The sequence below is a fragment of the Streptomyces humi genome, assembly GCF_001005085.2.
Taxonomy (GTDB): Bacteria; Actinomycetota; Actinomycetes; order Streptomycetales; family Streptomycetaceae; genus Streptomyces; species Streptomyces humi.
Genome location: NZ_LBMU02000053.1, coordinates 1 through 17895 on the forward strand (window position 1 = coordinate 1; position 17895 = coordinate 17895).

At 71.9% G+C, this 17895-nt stretch carries 16 protein-coding genes and 1 tRNA gene; 9 read left to right on the forward strand and 8 right to left on the reverse strand.

What is annotated here, in order from left to right; genetic code table 11:
* Positions 1-1792: cysteine protease StiP domain-containing protein (locus AAW13_RS23930; RefSeq protein ID WP_107483393.1), on the forward strand; the 1792-nt coding region annotated here is incomplete at its 5' end.
* Entirely contained in the window at positions 1792-2604 is an 813-nt protein-coding gene (locus AAW13_RS23935) for an HAD family hydrolase (RefSeq protein WP_046728377.1), read from the forward strand. The genes AAW13_RS23930 and AAW13_RS23935, both read left to right, overlap by 1 nt.
* Here AAW13_RS23935 and AAW13_RS23940 read toward each other — a convergent pair.
* Positions 2601-2810 (reverse strand): FmdB family zinc ribbon protein, encoded by a 210-nt coding sequence (locus AAW13_RS23940; protein WP_046728376.1) that lies wholly within the window; start codon positions 2808-2810, stop codon positions 2601-2603. The genes AAW13_RS23935 and AAW13_RS23940 overlap by 4 nt on opposite strands.
* A 623-nt stretch (positions 2811-3433) precedes the next feature.
* Here AAW13_RS23940 and AAW13_RS23945 point away from each other — a divergent pair.
* From AAW13_RS23945 to AAW13_RS23955, 3 genes are all read left to right on the forward strand, one after another.
* A complete protein-coding gene (locus AAW13_RS23945; protein WP_079178941.1) occupies positions 3434-5542 on the forward strand; it encodes a transglycosylase domain-containing protein in 2109 nt (702 codons plus the stop codon).
* 50 nt (positions 5543-5592) lie between these two features.
* Entirely contained in the window at positions 5593-6888 is a 1296-nt protein-coding gene (locus AAW13_RS23950; protein ID WP_046728375.1) for a polysaccharide deacetylase family protein, read from the forward strand.
* A 145-nt stretch (positions 6889-7033) separates the two neighbouring features.
* On the forward strand, positions 7034-8206 hold the full coding sequence (locus AAW13_RS23955; protein WP_071659668.1) for an amidase domain-containing protein: 1173 nt from the start codon (positions 7034-7036) through the stop codon (positions 8204-8206).
* Here the strand turns inward: AAW13_RS23955 and AAW13_RS23960 are convergent.
* The gene (locus AAW13_RS23960) at positions 8194-8736 is read right to left on the reverse strand and encodes a DUF4383 domain-containing protein (RefSeq protein WP_046728374.1); all 543 of its coding nucleotides are present in this window, start codon (positions 8734-8736) and stop codon (positions 8194-8196) included. The two genes, AAW13_RS23955 and AAW13_RS23960, sit on opposite strands and share 13 nt — an antisense overlap.
* Before the next feature lie 122 nt (positions 8737-8858).
* Positions 8859-10271, reverse strand: coding sequence for a hypothetical protein (locus AAW13_RS23965; protein WP_046728373.1), 1413 nt, complete (start codon positions 10269-10271; stop codon positions 8859-8861).
* A gap of 165 nt (positions 10272-10436) precedes the next feature.
* On the opposite strand from AAW13_RS23965, the gene AAW13_RS23970 reads away from it, so the two are divergent.
* Positions 10437-10508 (forward strand) — tRNA-Val (locus AAW13_RS23970).
* 74 nt (positions 10509-10582) lie between these two features.
* On the opposite strand, the gene AAW13_RS23975 is transcribed toward AAW13_RS23970, so the two are convergent.
* Positions 10583-10912, reverse strand: coding sequence for a hypothetical protein (locus AAW13_RS23975; RefSeq protein ID WP_046728372.1), 330 nt, complete (start codon positions 10910-10912; stop codon positions 10583-10585).
* A 104-nt stretch (positions 10913-11016) separates the two neighbouring features.
* On the opposite strand from AAW13_RS23975, the gene AAW13_RS23980 reads away from it, so the two are divergent.
* Complete coding sequence (locus AAW13_RS23980) at positions 11017-11217, forward strand: hypothetical protein (RefSeq protein WP_046728371.1); 201 nt, start codon at positions 11017-11019, stop codon at positions 11215-11217.
* A 21-nt stretch (positions 11218-11238) separates the two neighbouring features.
* Here AAW13_RS23980 and AAW13_RS23985 read toward each other — a convergent pair whose 3' ends face one another.
* Complete coding sequence (locus tag AAW13_RS23985; RefSeq protein ID WP_240528712.1) at positions 11239-13233, reverse strand: SMI1/KNR4 family protein; 1995 nt, start codon at positions 13231-13233, stop codon at positions 11239-11241.
* A gap of 119 nt (positions 13234-13352) precedes the next feature.
* On the opposite strand from AAW13_RS23985, the gene AAW13_RS23990 reads away from it, so the two are divergent.
* Complete coding sequence (locus AAW13_RS23990) at positions 13353-13946, forward strand: phosphoribosylanthranilate isomerase (protein WP_046728370.1); 594 nt, start codon at positions 13353-13355, stop codon at positions 13944-13946.
* On the opposite strand, the gene AAW13_RS23995 is transcribed toward AAW13_RS23990, so the two are convergent.
* A complete protein-coding gene (locus tag AAW13_RS23995; protein WP_046728369.1) occupies positions 13943-14818 on the reverse strand; it encodes a ketopantoate reductase family protein in 876 nt (291 codons plus the stop codon). The genes AAW13_RS23990 and AAW13_RS23995 overlap by 4 nt on opposite strands.
* 256 nt (positions 14819-15074) lie before the next feature.
* Between AAW13_RS23995 and AAW13_RS24000 the strand changes: the two genes are divergently transcribed.
* Entirely contained in the window at positions 15075-15299 is a 225-nt protein-coding gene (locus AAW13_RS24000; protein WP_046728368.1) for a DUF2277 domain-containing protein, read from the forward strand.
* Positions 15300-15359: 60 nt separating this feature from the next.
* Here the strand turns inward: AAW13_RS24000 and AAW13_RS24005 are convergent, their stop codons facing one another.
* Together AAW13_RS24005 and AAW13_RS24010 are read right to left on the reverse strand one after the other, a co-directional pair.
* Positions 15360-15971, reverse strand: a complete 612-nt coding sequence (locus AAW13_RS24005) for a DedA family protein (protein ID WP_046728367.1) — start codon at positions 15969-15971, stop codon at positions 15360-15362.
* 291 nt (positions 15972-16262) lie between these two features.
* Positions 16263-17885 carry an alkaline phosphatase D family protein gene (locus AAW13_RS24010; RefSeq protein WP_046728366.1) on the reverse strand — a complete coding sequence of 541 codons (1623 nt, stop codon included), beginning with the start codon at positions 17883-17885 and terminating at the stop codon, positions 16263-16265.
* Positions 17886-17895: the final 10 nt, after the last annotated feature.

The window sequence follows — 17895 nt, forward strand, 5'->3', positions numbered from 1 at the left end:
CCGCCCGCACTCCACCGACCACCGGACGACCGCCCACCCGTCCCGCCCGCACCCCGCCGACCACCGGACGACCCCCCACTCCCACCACTCCGACCACTCCCACCTCACCCGTGTCGACCTGCACTGGCCTCCCGGCCTTCCCGACGGCGGGCGGCACGGGTTCACTCCAGCGCACCGGACACGGCTGGAGTCGGCCCTCCCCCTGATGGCCGCGAGGCTCGCCGAAGCCCTGCCCCCGGACGCCCGCCGCGTGCTGACGCTCGGTTTCGAGGAGCTGATGTACACGCCCCTCAGGGTCGCCCGTGAGCTGGAGGCCCTGGTGACCGCCGAGGTGCGGTACTCCACCACCACCCGTTCGCCCGTCCTGGCCGTCGACGACCCCGGCTACGCCATCCGCAGCCGTCTGGTCTTCCCGGCCCACGACGACCCCGCCGACGGCCCCGGCGAGCGCTACGCGTACAACGTCGCCGGCGCCGGCTTCGACGCGGTCGTCCTCTTCGTCGACTCCGCCGGCGACACCCCCGAACTGCACGCCCCCGACGGCCTGCTGGCCGGGCTCGGCGCGCATGCCCCGCACGTCCTGCTCGCGGTTGTACCGTCGTACGTCCCCGCGCCCTGCGAAGAGAGCCCCGCCATGCTGCCCGAGCCCCTCCGCGGCCCCGCCTTCTCCTCCTACGCGCCCGAGGACGTCGGCTGGCTGCTCCAGGACCTCTCGGAGGTCACGCTGGAGGCACCCACCGAGGAGCGCGAGGAGGCCATCCAGAGCGGCGGCGCGCACTACGCCGAGTCGCTGCCGGTGGAGTACCAGCCGAGCGAGCGGTACCAGGCGCTGTTCCACGCCGCGTTGGAGACGTCGGCCGCGCGGATCGCGCAGGCCGTGGGGGTCGTCACCGAGACCGTGCTGGCGGAGCGGTCACCGCGCCCCGTGCTGGTGTCGCTGGCCCGTGCCGGGACCCCGGTGGGCGTGCTGATGCGCCGCTGGGCGCAGTTCCGGTACGGCCTGGACCTGCCGCACTACGCGGTGTCGATCGTGCGCGGCCGGGGCATCGACGCGAACGCGCTGCGCTGGCTGGCCGCGCACCACGACCCGCGGGACGTCGTCTTCGTGGACGGCTGGACCGGCAAGGGCGCCATCACCAGGGAACTGGCCGACGCGGTCGCCGAGTTCGAGGAGCAGGCGGGCGTCACCGGCTTCGACCCGGAGATCGCGGTGCTCGCGGACCCCGGGTCGTGCGTGCGGACGTACGGCACCCGGGAGGACTTCCTGATCCCCTCCGCCTGCCTCAACTCGACCGTCTCCGGGCTGATCTCGCGGACCGTGCTGCGGGCCGACCTGGTGGGCCCGCACGACTTCCACGGCGCCAAGTTCTACCGCGAGCTGGCCGGCGCCGACGTGTCGGTGGCGTTCCTGGACGCGGTGGCCGCGCGTTTCGGCGAGGTCGTGGACGCGGTGGACACGGCCGTGAAGGAGCTGGCGGTCGCCGACCGGACGCCGACCTGGGAGGGCTGGGCGGCCGTCGAGCGGATCAGCGAGGAGTACGGCATCCACGACGTGAACCTCGTCAAGCCGGGTGTCGGCGAGACCACCCGGGTGCTGCTGCGCCGGGTGCCCTGGAAGATCCTGGCGCGGGCCGGGGCGGGCGCCGACCTGGACCATGTGCGGCTGCTGGCGGAGCAGAGAGGGGTACCGGTGGAGGAGGTCGGCGAACTGCCGTACACCTGTGTCGGGTTGATCCACCCGAAGTACACCCGTGGTGCGACCGGCGCCGACGGCAGGGCGGTGAACGTCTGATGGCGGTGCTCGTCGCGAGCGACCTCGACCGTACGCTGATCTACTCCGCGGGGGCCCTGGCGCTGACCGTGCCGGACGCGCGGGCGCCCCGGCTGCTCTGTGTCGAGGTGCACGAGAGCAGGCCGTTGTCGTACCTGACGGAGACGGCCGCGCAGTTGCTGACCGAGCTGGGGGACGCGGCCGTCTTCGTGCCGACGACCACCCGGACCCGTAAGCAGTACGAGCGGATCAACCTGCCGGGGCCCGCGCCGAGGTACGCCATCTGCGCCAACGGCGGGCATCTGCTGGTGGACGGGGTCTCCGACGGGGACTGGCACGGGCGGGTGCTGGCGCGGCTGGCCGACGAGTGCGCGCCGCTGGACGAGGTGCGGGCGTATCTGACGGCGCACGCCGACCCGGTGTGGCTGCGCAAGCAGCGTGTCGCCGAGGACCTGTTCGCCTACCTGGTGGTGGAGCGGGAGCTGCTGCCCGAGGAGTGGGTGAAGGGTCTCGCGGTGTGGGCGGAGAACCGCGGCTGGACGGTGTCCCTCCAGGGCCGGAAGATCTACGCCGTACCGAAGCCGCTGACGAAGAGCGCGGCGATGCGCGAGGTGGCGCGCAGGACCGGGGCCGAACTGACGCTGGCCGCCGGGGACTCGCTGCTCGACGCCGACCTGCTGCTGGCCGCGGACCGGGGCTGGCGGCCGGGCCACGGCGAGCTGGCCGACGCCGGGTGGGCCGGCCCGGCCGTCAGCGCGCTGCCGGAGCGCGGGGTGCTCGCCGGGGAGCGAATCCTGAGGGAATTCCTGAAGGCCGTTCGTACGGAGGGTTAACCGCAGCAGCAGCCGCCGCCGCAACAGCCGCCCGCGGAGGCGGCGGCGGGCGCGGACGTCGTACCCCCGACCGCCACCGCGGACAAGAGCTTTACAGTGTCTTCATGCCCGTCGGGGCAGACTGCCGGAGCCGACGACTCAGCCATCGGACGGGCGAGTTCGAAGGTGTCGGCGCAGGTACGGCAGCGGTACTCGTAACGGGGCATGGGAACAGGCTAGCGGCAGTGATGCGGGAGTGACGGGCATCACTACACCTCAGAATTTCATGAGTGTTCCTTTCTGTCCGATACTTGTGCGGAGATATTGAAAAGATCGCTGATAATTTGAGCTGGCCGCGAGGAGCCGAAAGACCGGGGGAAGAGGGGGGCTCATAGCGCCGCGACTGTCGCGGCCTGTCCACCCGACCTGTCTAACCGCGCGCGCAAGACCGAGTGCGAGGGGAGACGCAGTCGTGACGGACGCAACGGAGCGGACGGGCGACCCGGAAAAGGGCCATGACCAGGCCGGATCCCGGGGAAAGAAGCCGTTCGAGCCGGATGCGACCCTGCATCTGAAGGTCGACGGCCTGCGCGCGGAGCATGCTCTGCGGCAGAAGGGCGACGACGCTCAGCGTGCGCAGGAGGTCGCGCGGGGCAAGGCGGAGGCCCTGTGGAACGAGCTGCACGCCCTGCGCGCCGAGGACGCCGCGAAGGCGGACGAGGGCGAGGGCGTCCGCGCCGCCCGTGACACCCCGGCGCCTGCTGCCGGGCAGCGGCGGAAGAAGCCGGAGCGGCCGGTCCACGACGAGACCCTGCACCTGAAGGTGGACGCCCTGCGGGCGGACGTCACGATGCAGATCAGGGTGCCCGAACAGCGGCAGCCGGACCCGGAGCCGACGGCCTCCGGCAGCCGGGCCGAACGGCGCCGCAGCGCCCGCCTGTCGCCGCGTGAGCGGGCGCTGGCGGCGCTGGCGGGTGTCCGGGCTCTCGTGGGGCCCCGGCTCGCGCCACTGGCGCCGTACGCGCGCAAGCTGCGGCCGAAGTACCCGCGGCCCGGCCGGGCCGGCTGGCGGCGCTGGGTGCCGTCCTGGCGGCAGTGGCTCGGCGCCTGGCTCGGCGGCATCGGGCTGACCGGGCTGTTCCTCGTCGTCGCCTACGCGGCCACCGACATCCCCTCCAACCTCAACACCTACGCCACCCAGCAGGACAACGTGTACTTCTGGTCGGACGGCACGCCGATGGCCCGGACCGGCTGGGTGCAGCGGCAGGACATGCCGCTCAAGGACATACCCGTGGACGTGCGCTGGGCGGTGCTCGCCGCGGAGAACGAGAGCTTCTACTCGGACCCCGGGATTTCGGTCAAGGGCATCACCCGGGCCCTGTACCGCACGATCGGCGAAGGGGACACCGAGGGCGGTTCCACCATCACGCAGCAATACGTGAAAAACGTCTATCTCACGCAGAACCAGACGGTAAGCCGCAAATTCACCGAAGCCATGATCTCCCTCAAGCTCGACAACAAGATGAGCAAGGACCAGATCCTGGAGGGCTACCTCAACACCAGCTGGTTCGGCCGCGGCACGTACGGCATCCAGCGCGCCGCCCAGGCCTACTACGGCAAGGACGTCAGCAAGCTGAACGCCAGCCAGGCCGCCATGCTCGCCTCGCTGCTCAAGGGCGCCGGGCTCTACGACCCGACGCTCAGCGCCGCCAACCACAAGCGCGCGGTGGAACGCTGGTCCTGGATCCTCGACCGGATGGTCAAGATAGGCAAGCTGTCACCGGCCGAGCGGGCCAAGTACAAGACCTTCCCCGAGCCGATCGCCACCAACAAGGTGTACGACACCGGCAGCCAGAGCGACTACCTGGTGGAACTGGCCCAGCAGTACGCCAAGAAGTCCGCCCACATCTCGGACAAGGACTTCGACCTCGGCGGCTACCAGATCTACACCACCTTCGACCGGAAGAAGGAGGCCACGCTCACCGAGGCCGTGACCAAGGCCCGCAAGGACGCCGAGAAGAGCGACCCCAAGCTCGCCGACGCCGCGCACTACGGGGCCGCCTCGGTCGCCACCGACGGGCGGATCATCGCCGTCTACGGCGGCCCGGACCACCGGAAACAGGGCTACAACGAGTCCAACGCCACCACCGTCCCGGCCGGCTCCTCCTTCCTGCCCTTCGTCTACGCCGCCGGTCTACAGAACGGCATCCACAAGGAACGCGGCGGCGCCGCCACCGACGTCCTGCCCGGAACGCTCTACGACGGCGACGACAAGATCCCCGTCACCACGCTCGACGGACCGTACTGGGACCGCAGCGGCAAGAAGGTCCACGCGAACAACGACGACGGCAAGTCGTACGGGCAGATCAGCCTGGAGAGAGCCCTCGCCCAGTCCGTGAACACACCGTTCATGCAACTCGGCATGGACACCGGACTCGACAAGGTGCGCTCCACCGCGATCGCCTCCGGACTGCTCTCCGACACCATCGGGGCGCAGGTACCGGCCCTGTCCATGGGCAGCTCCACCCCCAGCGCCATCCGCATGGCGAGCGGATACGCCACCTTCGCGGCCGGCGGCAACCACACCGAGCCCTACTCCGTCGCCAAGATCACCCGCAACGGCCACCGGGTCGCCCTCAACACCCCGCAGCCGGCCCGCGCCGTCCGTGACGACGTCGCCGAGGACGTCGAGCAGGCACTCACCGAGTCCTTCCGGCTGGCCCACCCGACGGCCGCGCTCAGCACCACGGCGGCCGGCAAGGCGGGCACCACCGAAGCCACCGGCAAGGACACCGCCGCCTGGTACACCGGCACACTCTCGAACGTGACGACATCGGTCGTCGTATACCGCATCGACCTCAACAAATCCCTGGAGCCGCTCCCGCTCAAGGGACTGGCCGGCACCGGCACCGACAACGTCCCGTACACGGTCTGGGCGAAGGCCACGGGCCTTGACTGACCACCGAAGCCCCGAGCCCCGCCCCACCACCCGCGCAGAATGAGCCCCGCATGAAGCCCCGTACGAAGCCGACAACCGGCGGCCGCCGCCGCAAGGCGCCCGCCCGCGACCGCCGTCCCGCCCGCCCGGAGTTCCTGACGCTGGCCGCCTTCCTGGTCGTCGCCTCCCTCGTCGCGGGCTACCTGGTGCTCACCAAGCAGGACGACACCACCCCCACCGCCTCCGGCACGAAGAAGGCCAGCCCGTCGGCGTCGGCCTCACCGAAGTGGGACGGCAAGACGAAGATCCTGGGGGACGGCTCCACGTCGTACACCGGGCCGCAGAAGGGCCAGCTGAAGCCCGAGAAGCTCAAGCCCGGTGAGAAACCGCCCCAGTTCGTCGTCTTCTCCTGGGACGGCGCCCTGGAGGGCGACGACCATCTCTTCTCGCACTACCGGGAGATGGCCAAGGAGTACAACGCCCACATGACCTTCTTCCTCACCGGCATCTACCTGCTGCCCAAGAGCAAGAAGAGCCTCTACACCGGGCCCATGCACCAGCCCGGCGACGCCGCCATCGACTACGCCACCGACGCCCACATCCGCACCACACTGGAGCAGCTGCGCGAGGCGTACGACCAGGGCAACGAGATCGGCACCCACTTCAACGGCCACTTCTGCGAGGCCAAGGGCGGCGGCGACTGGAGCGTCGCCCAGTGGAAGAGCGAGATCGACCAGTTCTACAAGTTCGTCGAGAACTGGAAGACCAACACCGGCTTCAAGGACATCCCCGCCCTGCCCTTCGACTTCAGACAGGAGGTCGTCGGCGGCCGCGCCCCCTGCCTGGAGGGGCAGCCGAACCTGCTCAAGGCGCTCCAGAAGTACGGCTACAACTGGAAGTACGACGCCAGCTCCCCCGGCGACTACCAGATATGGCCCGGCAAGAAGGACGGCCTCTGGAACTTCCCGCTCCAGCTGCTGCCCTACGGCAGCAACATCCAGGCCCTGTCGATGGACTTCAACTTCCTCTACAACCAGTCCGGCGGCGAGGTCGACGGCGACCCCTCGAAGTACGCCGAATGGGAACAGGAAGCCGTCAACTCGTACATGAACGGCTTCAACCGCGTCTACTACGGCAGCCGCGCCCCGCTGTTCATCGGCAACCACTTCGAGGACTGGAACGGCAGCATCTACATGAAGGCCATCGACCAGGTCATCCCGAAGATATGCACCAAGAAGGGCGTCAAGTGCGTGTCCTTCAAGGAGCTTTCGGACTGGCTCGACGCCCAGGATCCCGAGACCCTGGCCCGGCTGCGCACCCTCGACCCGGCCCAGGCGCCGGCGGACTGGTCGACCGTCGTGAAATAAGCGGTATGCGACATACCGCTGGTCCATGTCAACTCGACTCGACAGCAAGCGGATTCCAATCGTGCAACCCCCTTCACAGCTGTCACACACGCCGTGCGAAGATGCCGTCGCCCGGTAGGTGTACCGGCGTAGAGGGGAAACACCATTGAAATCCAGAAAACTGAGCCGTAGGCGGAGCCGCGCGGCCATAGTCACGGCGGCGGCCGCGTCGGTCGTCGCCGGCGTCGCCCTCGTGCCCAACTGGAGCGCGGGCGCGGCCGTCGTCGACGACCCCACCGTGGACGCCGCGACCAAGGCCACCTTCCAGAAGCTGGCCGACGCGGTCTTCACCGACCGCACCCAGGCGCTCGTCCACGGGGCCGCACAGAAGCAGACCACTTCCCGCTTCTCCGGCGACGTCCGCCTCTCCAGCACGCAGACGCGCGACGAGGACAAGGCGCTGACGCAGCTGCGCGGCCGCCAGAGCAGCATCGCGAAGCTCGGCGAGACCTACAGCGCCGGCAGCACCCAGGTGACGCTCGACGCGACCCGGGTCACCGGCCGCACCGCCAAGGCCGACGTCACCGAGACCACGACGCTGACCTACGCGAAGGCCGCCGCCGGCCAGCCGAAGAACACCGGCTTCCAGGCCCACCACGAGCTGACCTTCAAGGCCGACCGGCAGGGCGTCTGGCAGCTCACCAGGATCCAGGACACCGACGACGGCGGCCTCGCCGTCAACACGCTGTCCAAGCCCTCGGTCAAGGCCCCCGCCACCGGCGACGACGGCAACACCACCCCCGACGCCCCGCGCGCGGCCACCACCCGCAACCCGGCGGCCGTGCCGAAGACGCTGACCGGCGGCACGTACGACTACAAGGCGATGGCCGCCTACGCCGAGAAGTACTGGAACAACTACAACACCGACTACCCGGACTTCAACGGCCACGGCGCCGGCGGCGACTGCACCAACTTCGTCAGCCAGTCCCTGAAGGCCGGCGGCTGGAAGCACGTCCCGGGCTACGTCTACGACTACACCAAGTGGTTCGGCAACGCCGACATCCAGTCGGACTCGTTCGTCGGCGTCAACGAGTGGTCCTGGTTCGCGCAGAACTCCAAGCGCACCACCCCGCTCGCCAACGTCTACCAGGCCGAGGTCGGCGACGTAATCCAGATGGACTTCGACCGGAACGGGGAGAAGGACCACACGATGATCGTGACGTACAAGGCCAACGGCATCCCGTACGTCACGTACCACTCGAACAACACCTACCGCAGGTCGCTGGCGAGCCTCATCGCGTCCTACCCGAACGCGTACTACTACGCCTACCGCACCTGATCATCGGCTGCCGACGGTGTGGCCCGCTGCTCCGCCTCGGGGTGGCGGGCCCGCCAGTACGGGTTGTCGTGCGGCAGGTTCGTACTGACCCTGCCGTACATCCCGAACGCCATCAGCACCAGCCCCACCACGAAGCTGAACAGCACGTTCTGGATCCCGAAGGCCAGGAAGTTCGAATCCGTGCCGAGCAGGCCCAGGAACAGGAAGCCGTTCAGGATGAACAGCACGCCGAGCACCATGTTCAGCGTCGACGCGAAGTTCCCGCCGATCACCATCCCGACGAACAGCAGCAGCCCGACACAGATCGACAACACGCTCAGCGCGCCGTTGGTGTTCAGGCCGATCGCGGTGTTGCCCCCGGTGTCGAAGAAGCCGATGTTGTCGGTCAGCCCGAGGATGCCGAAGGCCACCAGGAACAGGCCCATCAGACCGGCACCGATCCGGTAGACCCTGTTCAGGCGGTGGTCGACGGGCAGAGCCTCGTCGAACAGGATGCGCCGCCGCGTCCCCGAGTGCGTGTGTGAGGCCATCTCCGCCTCCTGATCTGGATCGCGGATCGCTGTCTGGACCGTGGACCGCCGCCCCGGCGGGGGACCGCCGTCGCCGGCCGCTCCCACCAATATCCGCCCGGCACGGCCCGGCGGCAAACGGCTCACTGAGCGCCGGCCCCGCGATCCTCCCGGATCTGCGCCACCACCCGCGCGACCGACTGCCGGACCGCCTCCGTCTCCGTCAGGAAACGCCAGTAGTCCGGATGCCGCCCCTCCAGCATCCCCGCCGTCCGGTCCAGCCGCGCCACCGCCTCGTCCAGCGGCCGCGCGTGCCGCGGATCGGGGCTGGTCCGCCCCGCCATCGCCAGCCGCTGCGCGTCCCGGATCGCGAACCGGGTCCGCTCGATCTCCGCCCGCGGATCCTTCTGCACCGCGTTCAGCCGGGACAGCCGGTCACCTGCGGCGGAAACGGCCTCGTCCGTACCGTTGAGCAACGCCCGCGCCGTGGACAGCAGCGACGTGGCGTCCGCCCACTTCTGCGCGTCCCGCGCCGCCTGCGCCTCCCGCAGCTTCACCTCGGCCTGCCGGACGTTCACGGCGGCCTGCTCCGGCACCTGCTGAAGATCCTGCCAGCAGGCCGCCGAGAACCGCCGCCGCAGCTCGCTCAGGACCGGGTCCACCTGCCCGGCCCGAGTGGTCAGCGCCTGCGCACGGGTGCGCAGACTCACCAGCCGGTGATCGATCTCGGCGGCCTGCTCCGGCAGCCGCTCCGCCTCGACCCGGATCGCCTCGGCCTCCCGCTGCACCCGCCCGGCCCGCTCCAGCGTCGCCTGCGCCCCGTGCTGACCGGCACCCTGATTGAGCTTCGTCAGCTCAGGAGCGAGCGCCGCGAGCCGAGCCGCCAGGTCATCGGCCCTGAGCTCGGTCCGCCGCACGGCGTCGAGCGCGTTGCTCGCCGCCAGCAGCGCCTGCCGGGCCCGCTCCACGGCGGGCGCCAGCCGCGCCAGCTGCGTCTCGGCCTTGCCCAGCAGCGGCCCCAGCGACTCCCCGAACCGGTCCAGCTCCCGCTTGACGCCGACCAGCTCGTCCTTGGCCTTGGTGATCTCCGTCCGCGCCCGCGCCGCGACGGCGGCCTCCAGGTCGTCCCGGTCCAGGTCGTAGGCGTCGATGGCCTGGATGTACCGGTTGCTCACCTCGTCGATCCGACGCCCCAGCGCCTCGAAGTCGGTCACGGCCCGACGGGCGGCGGGCGAGTCGTCGACGGCGGTGATGGTCTCTATCGAGATCCGCAGATCCCGCTGCGCGGTGTCCAGCTCGTAGAACGCGGCGGCAGCGGCGTCCTTGGCCGCCTGCGCCTCCGCCCGCTGCCCCTCGGCCCGCCCCCCGAACCACCGCCGGGTCCCCCCGCCGGCGAACGCCCCCGGCAGCACGAGCAGCGCCAGCACCGGCAGAGCGACAAGCGTGAGCGAGTCCCGGAGCAGCAGGGACCGCGGCGCCGCCGACGGGCCGGGGCGCGGCCGGGACCGCGGGGAAGGCGAGTACGACTGCCCGGGTGTCGCCGATGTCGCCGTCACTACCCTCTCCCGTGCCGCGGAGCGCCCTGTGTCCTGGCGCCGATGACATTCTCCCACCTGGAAAAGACGAACACACGAGCCGGTCAGTTCACGGTTTCCGGCGAAGGGCGCGGATACGGGTTTGTGGGACAGGGCCTTGGGCAATGTAGGCTGTCGACTCGTCCCGGGTGCGTAGCTCAGGGGTAGAGCGCCTGCCTTACAAGCAGGATGTCGGCGGTTCGAAACCGTCCGCGCCCACGCTGCATGATCAGACAGAGGGCCCCGAACCGTGATCGGTTCGGGGCCCTCTGTCGATCGCCCGGGGGGGGCGGTCAGTCCTGCTCGTGTGCGTGCTTGAGGCGGCTTCGGGCGTCCATGCGGTCCGGGGCCGTCACCTCGGCCCAGAAGCGGTGGCCGCTGACGAACACCGCCAGCTCGTGTTCGCGGCGGCGCAGTTTCTCCACCTCGGCCTGCTGGTCCTCGGTCCAGCCCGGGGAGGCGGGGCGCTCCACCTTGCGCCAGCCACCGTCGTCACTGAATCCGTCCAGCGGCTCGACCGACCAGGGGAGCCGCTTCAGCAGGGCCGACAGCTCGGCCCGGACCTGATGCAGCTCCTCCTGACCGGCGAGGAGGTCACTCGGAAAGTCATAGGTCGCAGCCACACGGCAATGGTACGCCTGTTCGATTTTGCATGGCGAGTTCGTTCGTGGGGTTCATGTGTTCGAGGGCGGGTGGAGGCGGGCTGCCGGACCGCGAAAGGCGCGCGATGTCGGCCTGCGGCTTCGGTGCCTGGACGGTGGTCCTGGCGGTGACCGTGCCGTGGCTGCTGCTCCGGGTCCGCGCCGAGGACGGACTCATGGCCGCCCGGTTCGGCGCCTCCTACGAGGCCTACCGCGCCCGTGTCCCGGCTCTGATCCCCCGGATACGCCCCGTGGGGGCGGGGACCCGCGCCCGCTCGGCCGGCTGAAGAGGCCCCGGTGGTTCCCGCCTACCTCCCGTCTCCCGGCTGCCCGCGCACTATCCGAACGGTCAGGTACGTCTCGCCGGGCTGCGGGGGCCGGTTCCAGGGGCGGGTGCGGAGGGTGTGCAGGCGGCCGTGGGTGAGGGCGAACCGGGGCAGCCGGACGGGGAGTTCGGCGGAGAGGGCTTCGAGGATGTGGCGTTCGGCCCGGTGGTGTCCGTGGTCGTCGGAGGGGGCGGGCGGTCGAGCGGAAGGAGGGAGCAGGGATTCCGGCACGGGGCCCCGGGTCGTGGTCGTGGTGCCGTCGGTGGTGAGGCCGTAGCGTTCCTCGCCGTCCTGGGCGAAGGAGAGGTGGAAGACGGCGGGGCGGAGGCCGTCGGAGGGCTGGCTCCAGACGGTCACCACGCGGGTGCCGGCGGAGGCGGCGAGAGCGGGGGAGGTGAGGCGTTGTTCGTGGAAGCGTCCGCCGGGGCGGGGCTCGAAGGCGAAGCTCCAGCCCGGCCCGGCGCGACCCACGGCCATGCGTGCCCGGTCCGCCCAGGGAGCGGCGTCGTCCTGGTCGCCGGAGGACAGGCGGCGTGCCTCCCACGAGGTCGCCGGAGCGTCGAGGGCGGTGGTGTCGTCGGCGCCGATCAGGGCGGGCAGACCGGCTGGTGCCACTCCTTCCACCAGAAGGAAGCGGTACGACTTCCGGGAGCCGCCGGCGTCCGCGTCCGCCAGCCAGGCAAGCCCCGGTGGGTCCAGGTCCGCGGTGGGCGCCGGGATGTCGCCCGCCAGGCCGGCCCGGGGGGTGGCCAGGAGCTCCTGGCCGCGTTCCCGGGTGATCAGGGCGCCGAGGAGCGAGTCGGCGCACAGCCCGATGGGGGCGAGGTGGTCCGGACTGAGCGGCCGCCACTCGGGCAGGGCCGCGCGCAGGGTGTGCCAGGCCGCGTCGGTCCCGCCCCAGCGGGCCTGTTCGCGTGCCTCCTCGACGGCACGGCCGAAGGGGCCCTCGGCGGTGTAGCGGTAGGTGCCTGCGCGGAGCTGCCGCAGGATGCCGTCCGCCGCCCGGAGCACCGCCTCGGGGGCGCCGGTCAGGGTGTGCGGCAGGCGGTCGTCGTCCCCGCGCATGCGCACGTGCTCGGCCAGCAGGACCGGCACGACCTCCGGGGCGTACATCGGGTCGGCGGTCAGGCCCTGGAAGTAGACCATGTACGTCTCGCCGAGCAGTCGGCGGATCTGGTCCCGCAGGCCTCTCGCCCGCGGTCTGCCGAAGGAGTCCGCCTCCGCCAGGGCGGCCGAGGCCCGCTCGTACCGACCGCCGAGCGCGTCCAGGCGGGCCCTGTCCACGGCCGCGTCCTGGGCCCGGGTCGTGGCGTTGACGAACGGTGTCCGCGACCGCTCCGAGCGGCTGACCTCGAGGTGGTGGAACTCCCGGTACATCGCCTCCATGAACGTACCGAACGACTCGTAGCGCCTCGGTTGGTCGGCATGCCAGGGCGCCCAGGTGTAGAGGGCCCACTCGCCCGCCTCGTCCACGTCACCGGGGTCCAGCAGGACGTAGAGGGCGTCCGACTCCACGTCCAGTTGCAGCGCCCGGCCCCACATCCCGGCGAGGAGTTCGTCCTGGGGGGAGGGGTCGTCGTCCAGTTCGCCGGGGAAGTACTCGGAGAGGCCTGCCGCGTCCTCGTGCCACCGGACCCCGTCGGTGCCGGCGAGCAGCCAGACGAAGCCGCCCGCGTACCGCCAGCCGTCGCTCACCGCGAGGAACGTCCGGTAGGACGGCGGCAGCCGGTGCCCGAGCTTCTCCTCCAGCGCCCGTATCCGTTCCTCCGGGGCGGGCGGGAAGCCGAGCCAGCGGGTGCGCAGCGGCTCCGCGTCCCGGGCCGGCGGCTCGCCCTCCGGCGCCGGCCCGGCCTGCGCGTCCGCCCATTCCTGGCTCCACCGGGTCAGGAGGGACCGCCAGTCCTCGCCCGTACGGCCGTCGCTGGTACGGCCGCTCGTGGGGCCCCCGCCGGTACGGTCCTCGCTCGTGTCCGTCATGGGGGTGATCCTGGCAGCCACCACTGACAACGCCCGGGCCCGTGACGGGGCTCCGGTGATGAGACCCTGGACGGCACGATCGCGTTCCCGCCCGGCGGGAGAACGGAGCAGGGGACAGGATGAGCGGGCAACGGCCGACGTTCGTGAAGGTGTGCGGGCTCACCCGCGAGGAGCAGATCGACTGGGCCGTGGAGCTGGGCTACGACGCGGTCGGGATCGTCGTGACCCCGAAGAGCAAGCGGTACTGCCCGCCCGAGCAAGCCGTGCGGCTGGCCGGGCACGCCCGCGGGCGGATCCCCGTCTTCGCCGTGGCCCTCACGTACGAGGAGACGGCGGCCGTCGCCGGGCACTTCGACACCGTGCAGATCTACGAGACGGCCGACATCCCGAACCTCGCCCTGGCCTCCGGCACCCCGCCCGAGCGGCCGGAGGCACTGGAGTACTTCTTCTACGACGCCAGCGCGGGCAGCGGGGTGTTCGCGGACATCCCCGGCTGGGTCGCGGACCTGCCCGGACGGGTCGTGATCGCGGGCGGCCTCGACGAGCACAACGTGACCGGTGTCATCGAGGACTTCGGGCCCTACGGGGTGGACGTCTCCAGCAGCGTCGAGACGGCGCCGGGGATCAAGAGCCGCGCGAAGATGGCCGCCTTCGTCGCCGCCGCCCGGACCCCCGGCCGCGCGCACCCCCTGACCCCGGGGCGGACGCCCTAGCCCGCCGTCTCGCGCAGCTCCCGCACGATGCGGGCGGTCACCGGCACGGGTACGCCGTGCCGGTCCGCGGCGCGGAGCAACGCGCCGCCGATCGCGTCGAGTTCGAGCGGGCGGCCCGCCTCCGCGTCGCGCTGCATCGAGGACTTGGTGGCGGCCGGGAAGGCGTCGTAGCGGGCGAGCGCCTGGGCCGGGTCGGCCGGAGCACCGCAGGCGCGGCTGACCGCGGCCGTCTCCGCGACGAGGGAGGCCAGTTCCTCGCGGTGCCGGGTGCGGGCCTCGCCGAGCGGGAGGCCGTAGCGGGTGGTGAGGAGGGCGAAGGGGGCGAGGAAGGACATCTTCGCCCACAGGACCGTGGTCTCGTCGTCCAGGACCCGGGTGGCCGGGCCGGCCGTGGTGAGGGCCTCGGCCAGGGTGGTCAGCCGGGTGCGGGGAACCTTGCCGCCGGTGAGGTCGATCTCCACGAAGGGGCTGGTGTGTTCGATCAGGCCGGGCGCCCGGCGGGTGGACTCGACACGGATCACGGACGGGGCCACCAGGTCGGGGGAGTAGCGGGCGCGCAGCAGCGCGGGGTGTTCCACGCCGTTCAGGAACGGCACGAGCAGGGCGTCGCCGAGGACCGCGGGCGGGATCCGGGTGAGGGCCGCGTCAAGGGCGGTGGCCTTGACGGTGATCAGGCAGGCGTCGACCGGTTCACGCAAGGCGGTGTCGGCGTCCACGGGGGCGGTGAAGTCGCCGAAGACGGTGCTGCGGACCTGGAGTCCGGTGCTGCGCAGGGTGCGGGCGGTCTCCTCGCCGGCCAGGCACAGGACGCGGTGGCCGGCGCGGGAGAGCAGGGCGGCGAGCAGGCCGCCGACCCCACCGGGTCCGAGCACGGCGAAGGTGAGCCCCGCCCCGTCGGACGGCTTCGGCCCACCGAGGGCTTCTGATGCGTGCGGTGCGTGGGGTGCGTGGGGTGCGCGGTGTGGCTGCGGTGCGTGGGGTGGCTGTGGTGTGTCGGGTGCCTGCGGTGCGTGGGGCGGGCGGGACGCGTTCGTCATGGGTTCGGTCCTCTCGTCGGTCGGCCCCGGAACGGTGGCCGCCTCGGGAAGATCCTCGCAGCAGAAGGGGGGTCTGCGGGAGACTGATGACATGTGCCGGAGTATCAAGACCCTGCGTCCGCCCCAGTTGGCCGAGGAGGCCACGGAGGAGGAGATCCGTGCCGCCGCGTTGCAGTACGTACGGAAGGTGTCCGGGTTCCGGGCGCCGGCCGCGCACAACCGGGAGGCGTTCGAGCGGGCGGTGGACGCGGTGGCGGCGGCGACCGCCGAACTGCTGGGGACGCTGGAGGTACGCGGCCGGCCCGCGAGCGGCTGAGGCGGACGGCCGGACAGCTCGCGTCGGACAGGTCACGCCGGGTGGGTCACGCCGGGCAGGTCACGCCGGGCGTTTTCGCATCAGATACCCGGCGCCCGCGCCCGCGCCGAACAGCGCCGCGACCGAGACGGCCGTGGCCACCCAGGTCGCGCCCAGCCACTGGGCGCCCAGGTAGCCGAGGGCGACGCTGTAGACCGCCCAGGTCAGTCCGGCGAGGGCGGACCAGGGGAGGAAGTCGCGGACGCGGCGGTGGGCGGCGCCGGCGCCGAGGGAGACGAGGGAACGGCCGGCCGGGGCGAACCTGGCCAGTACCACCAGCGCGCCGCCGCCCCGGGACAGCGCCTCACCGAGACGTTCCTGCGCGCTGCTCAGCCGCCGTGAGCGGGCGATCGCCCGGTCCAGCCGGGCCCCGCCGCGCCAGGCCAGCCGGTAGGCGACGAGGTCGCCGAGGAAGGAGGCGGTGGCGGCGCAGAAGACCAGTGCCAGGAAGTCGGGCACGACGTGCGGAACCTGTCCGGCGGAGGCGCCGGAGCCCGCCGCCGCTGCCGTGGCCGCGGTGATGACCAGCACGCCGCTCGGCAGGACCGGCAGGAACACGTCGAGCAGCACGGAGAGGGCCACCATGGCGTACATCCATGGCCCGGCCTCCAGCGACCCCATGCTTTCCCACACGACGGTTCCCCCGTGATTGTCCTGTTGCGCCCCCCGATGACAGCCATACAGCGTACGCCGGGGGTGTGACAGGAGTTTCACGGGGGGTTCGCGAGATCCGCAAAGGGTTATCCGACCGACGGCGTGTCTTGACCCGGCCATCGAGCAGGGACGTCGAGCAGGGACGTCGACCCGGGCCATCGGCCTGAGGTGTCGACTCGAAGCGTCGTCCCGAGGCGTCGACCGAGGCGTTGACCTGAGGCGTCGGCCCGAGGCGTCGGCCCCGGCCGGGACCGCGGGTCGTCGGCGGCCTCATTCGGTCAGGATCGTCTCCCGTACGGTCGTCAGGGTTCCGTCGCGGCGGGCCCGTTCCAGCCGGAGGCGGGCCGAACGGCCGTGCAGGGTCAGTGTCATGAGCTGGTTGCCGAACCAGGGTCCGCCCGCCTTGCGCCAGGTCACCGGCGGTCGCGGGCAGCGCCCGTGCCGGGTCAGCCGTCGGCCGAGGAACCGGGCCGGGGCGCTCCAGCCGAAGCGGAAGCCGGCCCGGATCGTGGGCGGCACCGAGTTGTGGACGGGGGAGCAGGTGAGCTGCACCACCCGGGAGCGGGGTGCCGTACCGGTGGGCCACGCGGGTTCGGCGACGTACGCGTGGTGGACGTCCCCGGAGAGCACGCAGACGGAGGCGGGGGCCTCGGGCCCGGAGCCGGTGCGGGCGAACAGGGCGGCCAGTTCGGCGAAGGACGCCGGGAAGGCCGCCCAGTGCTCCAGGTCGGCCGCCCGGCGCAGCCGTTCCCCGAACCTCGCCCAGCGGGGCCCGCGTTCGCCCCGGCACAGGGCCGCGTCCCAGGTCTCCAGGTCGTGTATGAGATGCGGCAGCAGCCAGGGCAGTGAGGTGCCGACCAGCAGGTGGTCGTACGACTCCCGGTCGGCCAGCGCCTGTTCGCGCAGCCACCCGGCCTCGCCGGGGTCGAGCATGGCGCGGCTCTGCTCGTCGAGCACGCGGGCCGCCCGGGTGTCCACCATCAGCAGCCGTACCCGCCCGAAGTCCCGCCGGTAGCTCCAGCGCACCGAGGCCGGGTCGGTGTCGGCCCCGGCGGCGAAGGCGCGCAGCGCGTCGGTGCCGTCGGGGGAGGCGAGGACGGCGGCGTAGAGCGGGTCGGCGGCGAGTTCGGCCGGGGAGAGGTTGCCGAGGTGCTGGTGGACCCAGTACGACATCAGCCCGCTCAGCAGCCGCTCCTGCCACCAGGGGGTGGCCCGCATGCCGGCCAGCCAGGCGGCGGAGGTGTTCCAGTCGTCGATCACGTCGTGGTCGTCGAAGACCATGCAGGTGGGCACGGTGGAGAGCAGCCAGCGGACCTCGGGGTCGAGCCAGGACTCGTAATAGAGCCGGGTGTACTCCTCGTAGTCCGCGACCTCGGCGCCGGGGGCGTCCGCGAGGTCGCGGCGGGCGGCGAGCCAGCGGCGGGTGGCGGCCGAGGTCTCGTCGGCGTACACCTGGTCGCCCAACAGCAGCAGCACGTCCGGGCGTTCGCCGCCGGCGGCGACGCGGACGGCCAGGCTGTCCAGGGCGTCGGGTCCGACCGGGTCCTGGCCGTCGGCCGGGGGTGCGGCCCACCGGCAGGAGCCGAAGGTCACCCGCAGCGCCTCGCCGGCGGCCGGCGTGCGGATCACCGAGGGTGGGAAGCGGGAGTCGGGCGGCGGCCACACCCGCGCGCCGTCGAGGAGTACGTCGTACGACGGTGAGGTCCCCGGGGCCAGTCCGGTGACCGGGACCAGGGCGTAGTGGTGGCCCGCCACCTGGAAGGTGCGGGCGGTGCCGGCGGCGCCGTCCGCGCAGCGCACCTCGGCGGTGCACGGACGGCTCGTCTCGACCCAGACGGTCGCCGACGAGCCGTCGGTGTACCTCAGCAGCGGTCCCAGGCGCAGTCCGGCCACAGCCCCTCCT

What these genes read in the sequence shown, in the direction of transcription:
- AAW13_RS23985 (WP_240528712.1), bottom strand. Translation starts at nt 13,233, where the DNA reads ATGACGGACACGAGCGAGGACCGTACCGGCGGGGGCCCCACGAGCGGC.
- AAW13_RS23950 (WP_046728375.1), top strand. Translation starts at nt 5,593, where the DNA reads ATGAAGCCCCGTACGAAGCCGACAACCGGCGGCCGCCGCCGCAAGGCG.
- AAW13_RS23940 (WP_046728376.1), bottom strand. Translation starts at nt 2,810, where the DNA reads ATGCCCCGTTACGAGTACCGCTGCCGTACCTGCGCCGACACCTTCGAA.
- AAW13_RS23990 (WP_046728370.1), top strand. Translation starts at nt 13,353, where the DNA reads ATGAGCGGGCAACGGCCGACGTTCGTGAAGGTGTGCGGGCTCACCCGC.
- AAW13_RS23960 (WP_046728374.1), bottom strand. Translation starts at nt 8,736, where the DNA reads ATGGCCTCACACACGCACTCGGGGACGCGGCGGCGCATCCTGTTCGAC.
- AAW13_RS23945 (WP_079178941.1), top strand. Translation starts at nt 3,434, where the DNA reads ATGCAGATCAGGGTGCCCGAACAGCGGCAGCCGGACCCGGAGCCGACG.
- AAW13_RS23980 (WP_046728371.1), top strand. Translation starts at nt 11,017, where the DNA reads ATGTCGGCCTGCGGCTTCGGTGCCTGGACGGTGGTCCTGGCGGTGACC.
- AAW13_RS24000 (WP_046728368.1), top strand. Translation starts at nt 15,075, where the DNA reads ATGTGCCGGAGTATCAAGACCCTGCGTCCGCCCCAGTTGGCCGAGGAG.
- AAW13_RS23935 (WP_046728377.1), top strand. Translation starts at nt 1,792, where the DNA reads ATGGCGGTGCTCGTCGCGAGCGACCTCGACCGTACGCTGATCTACTCC.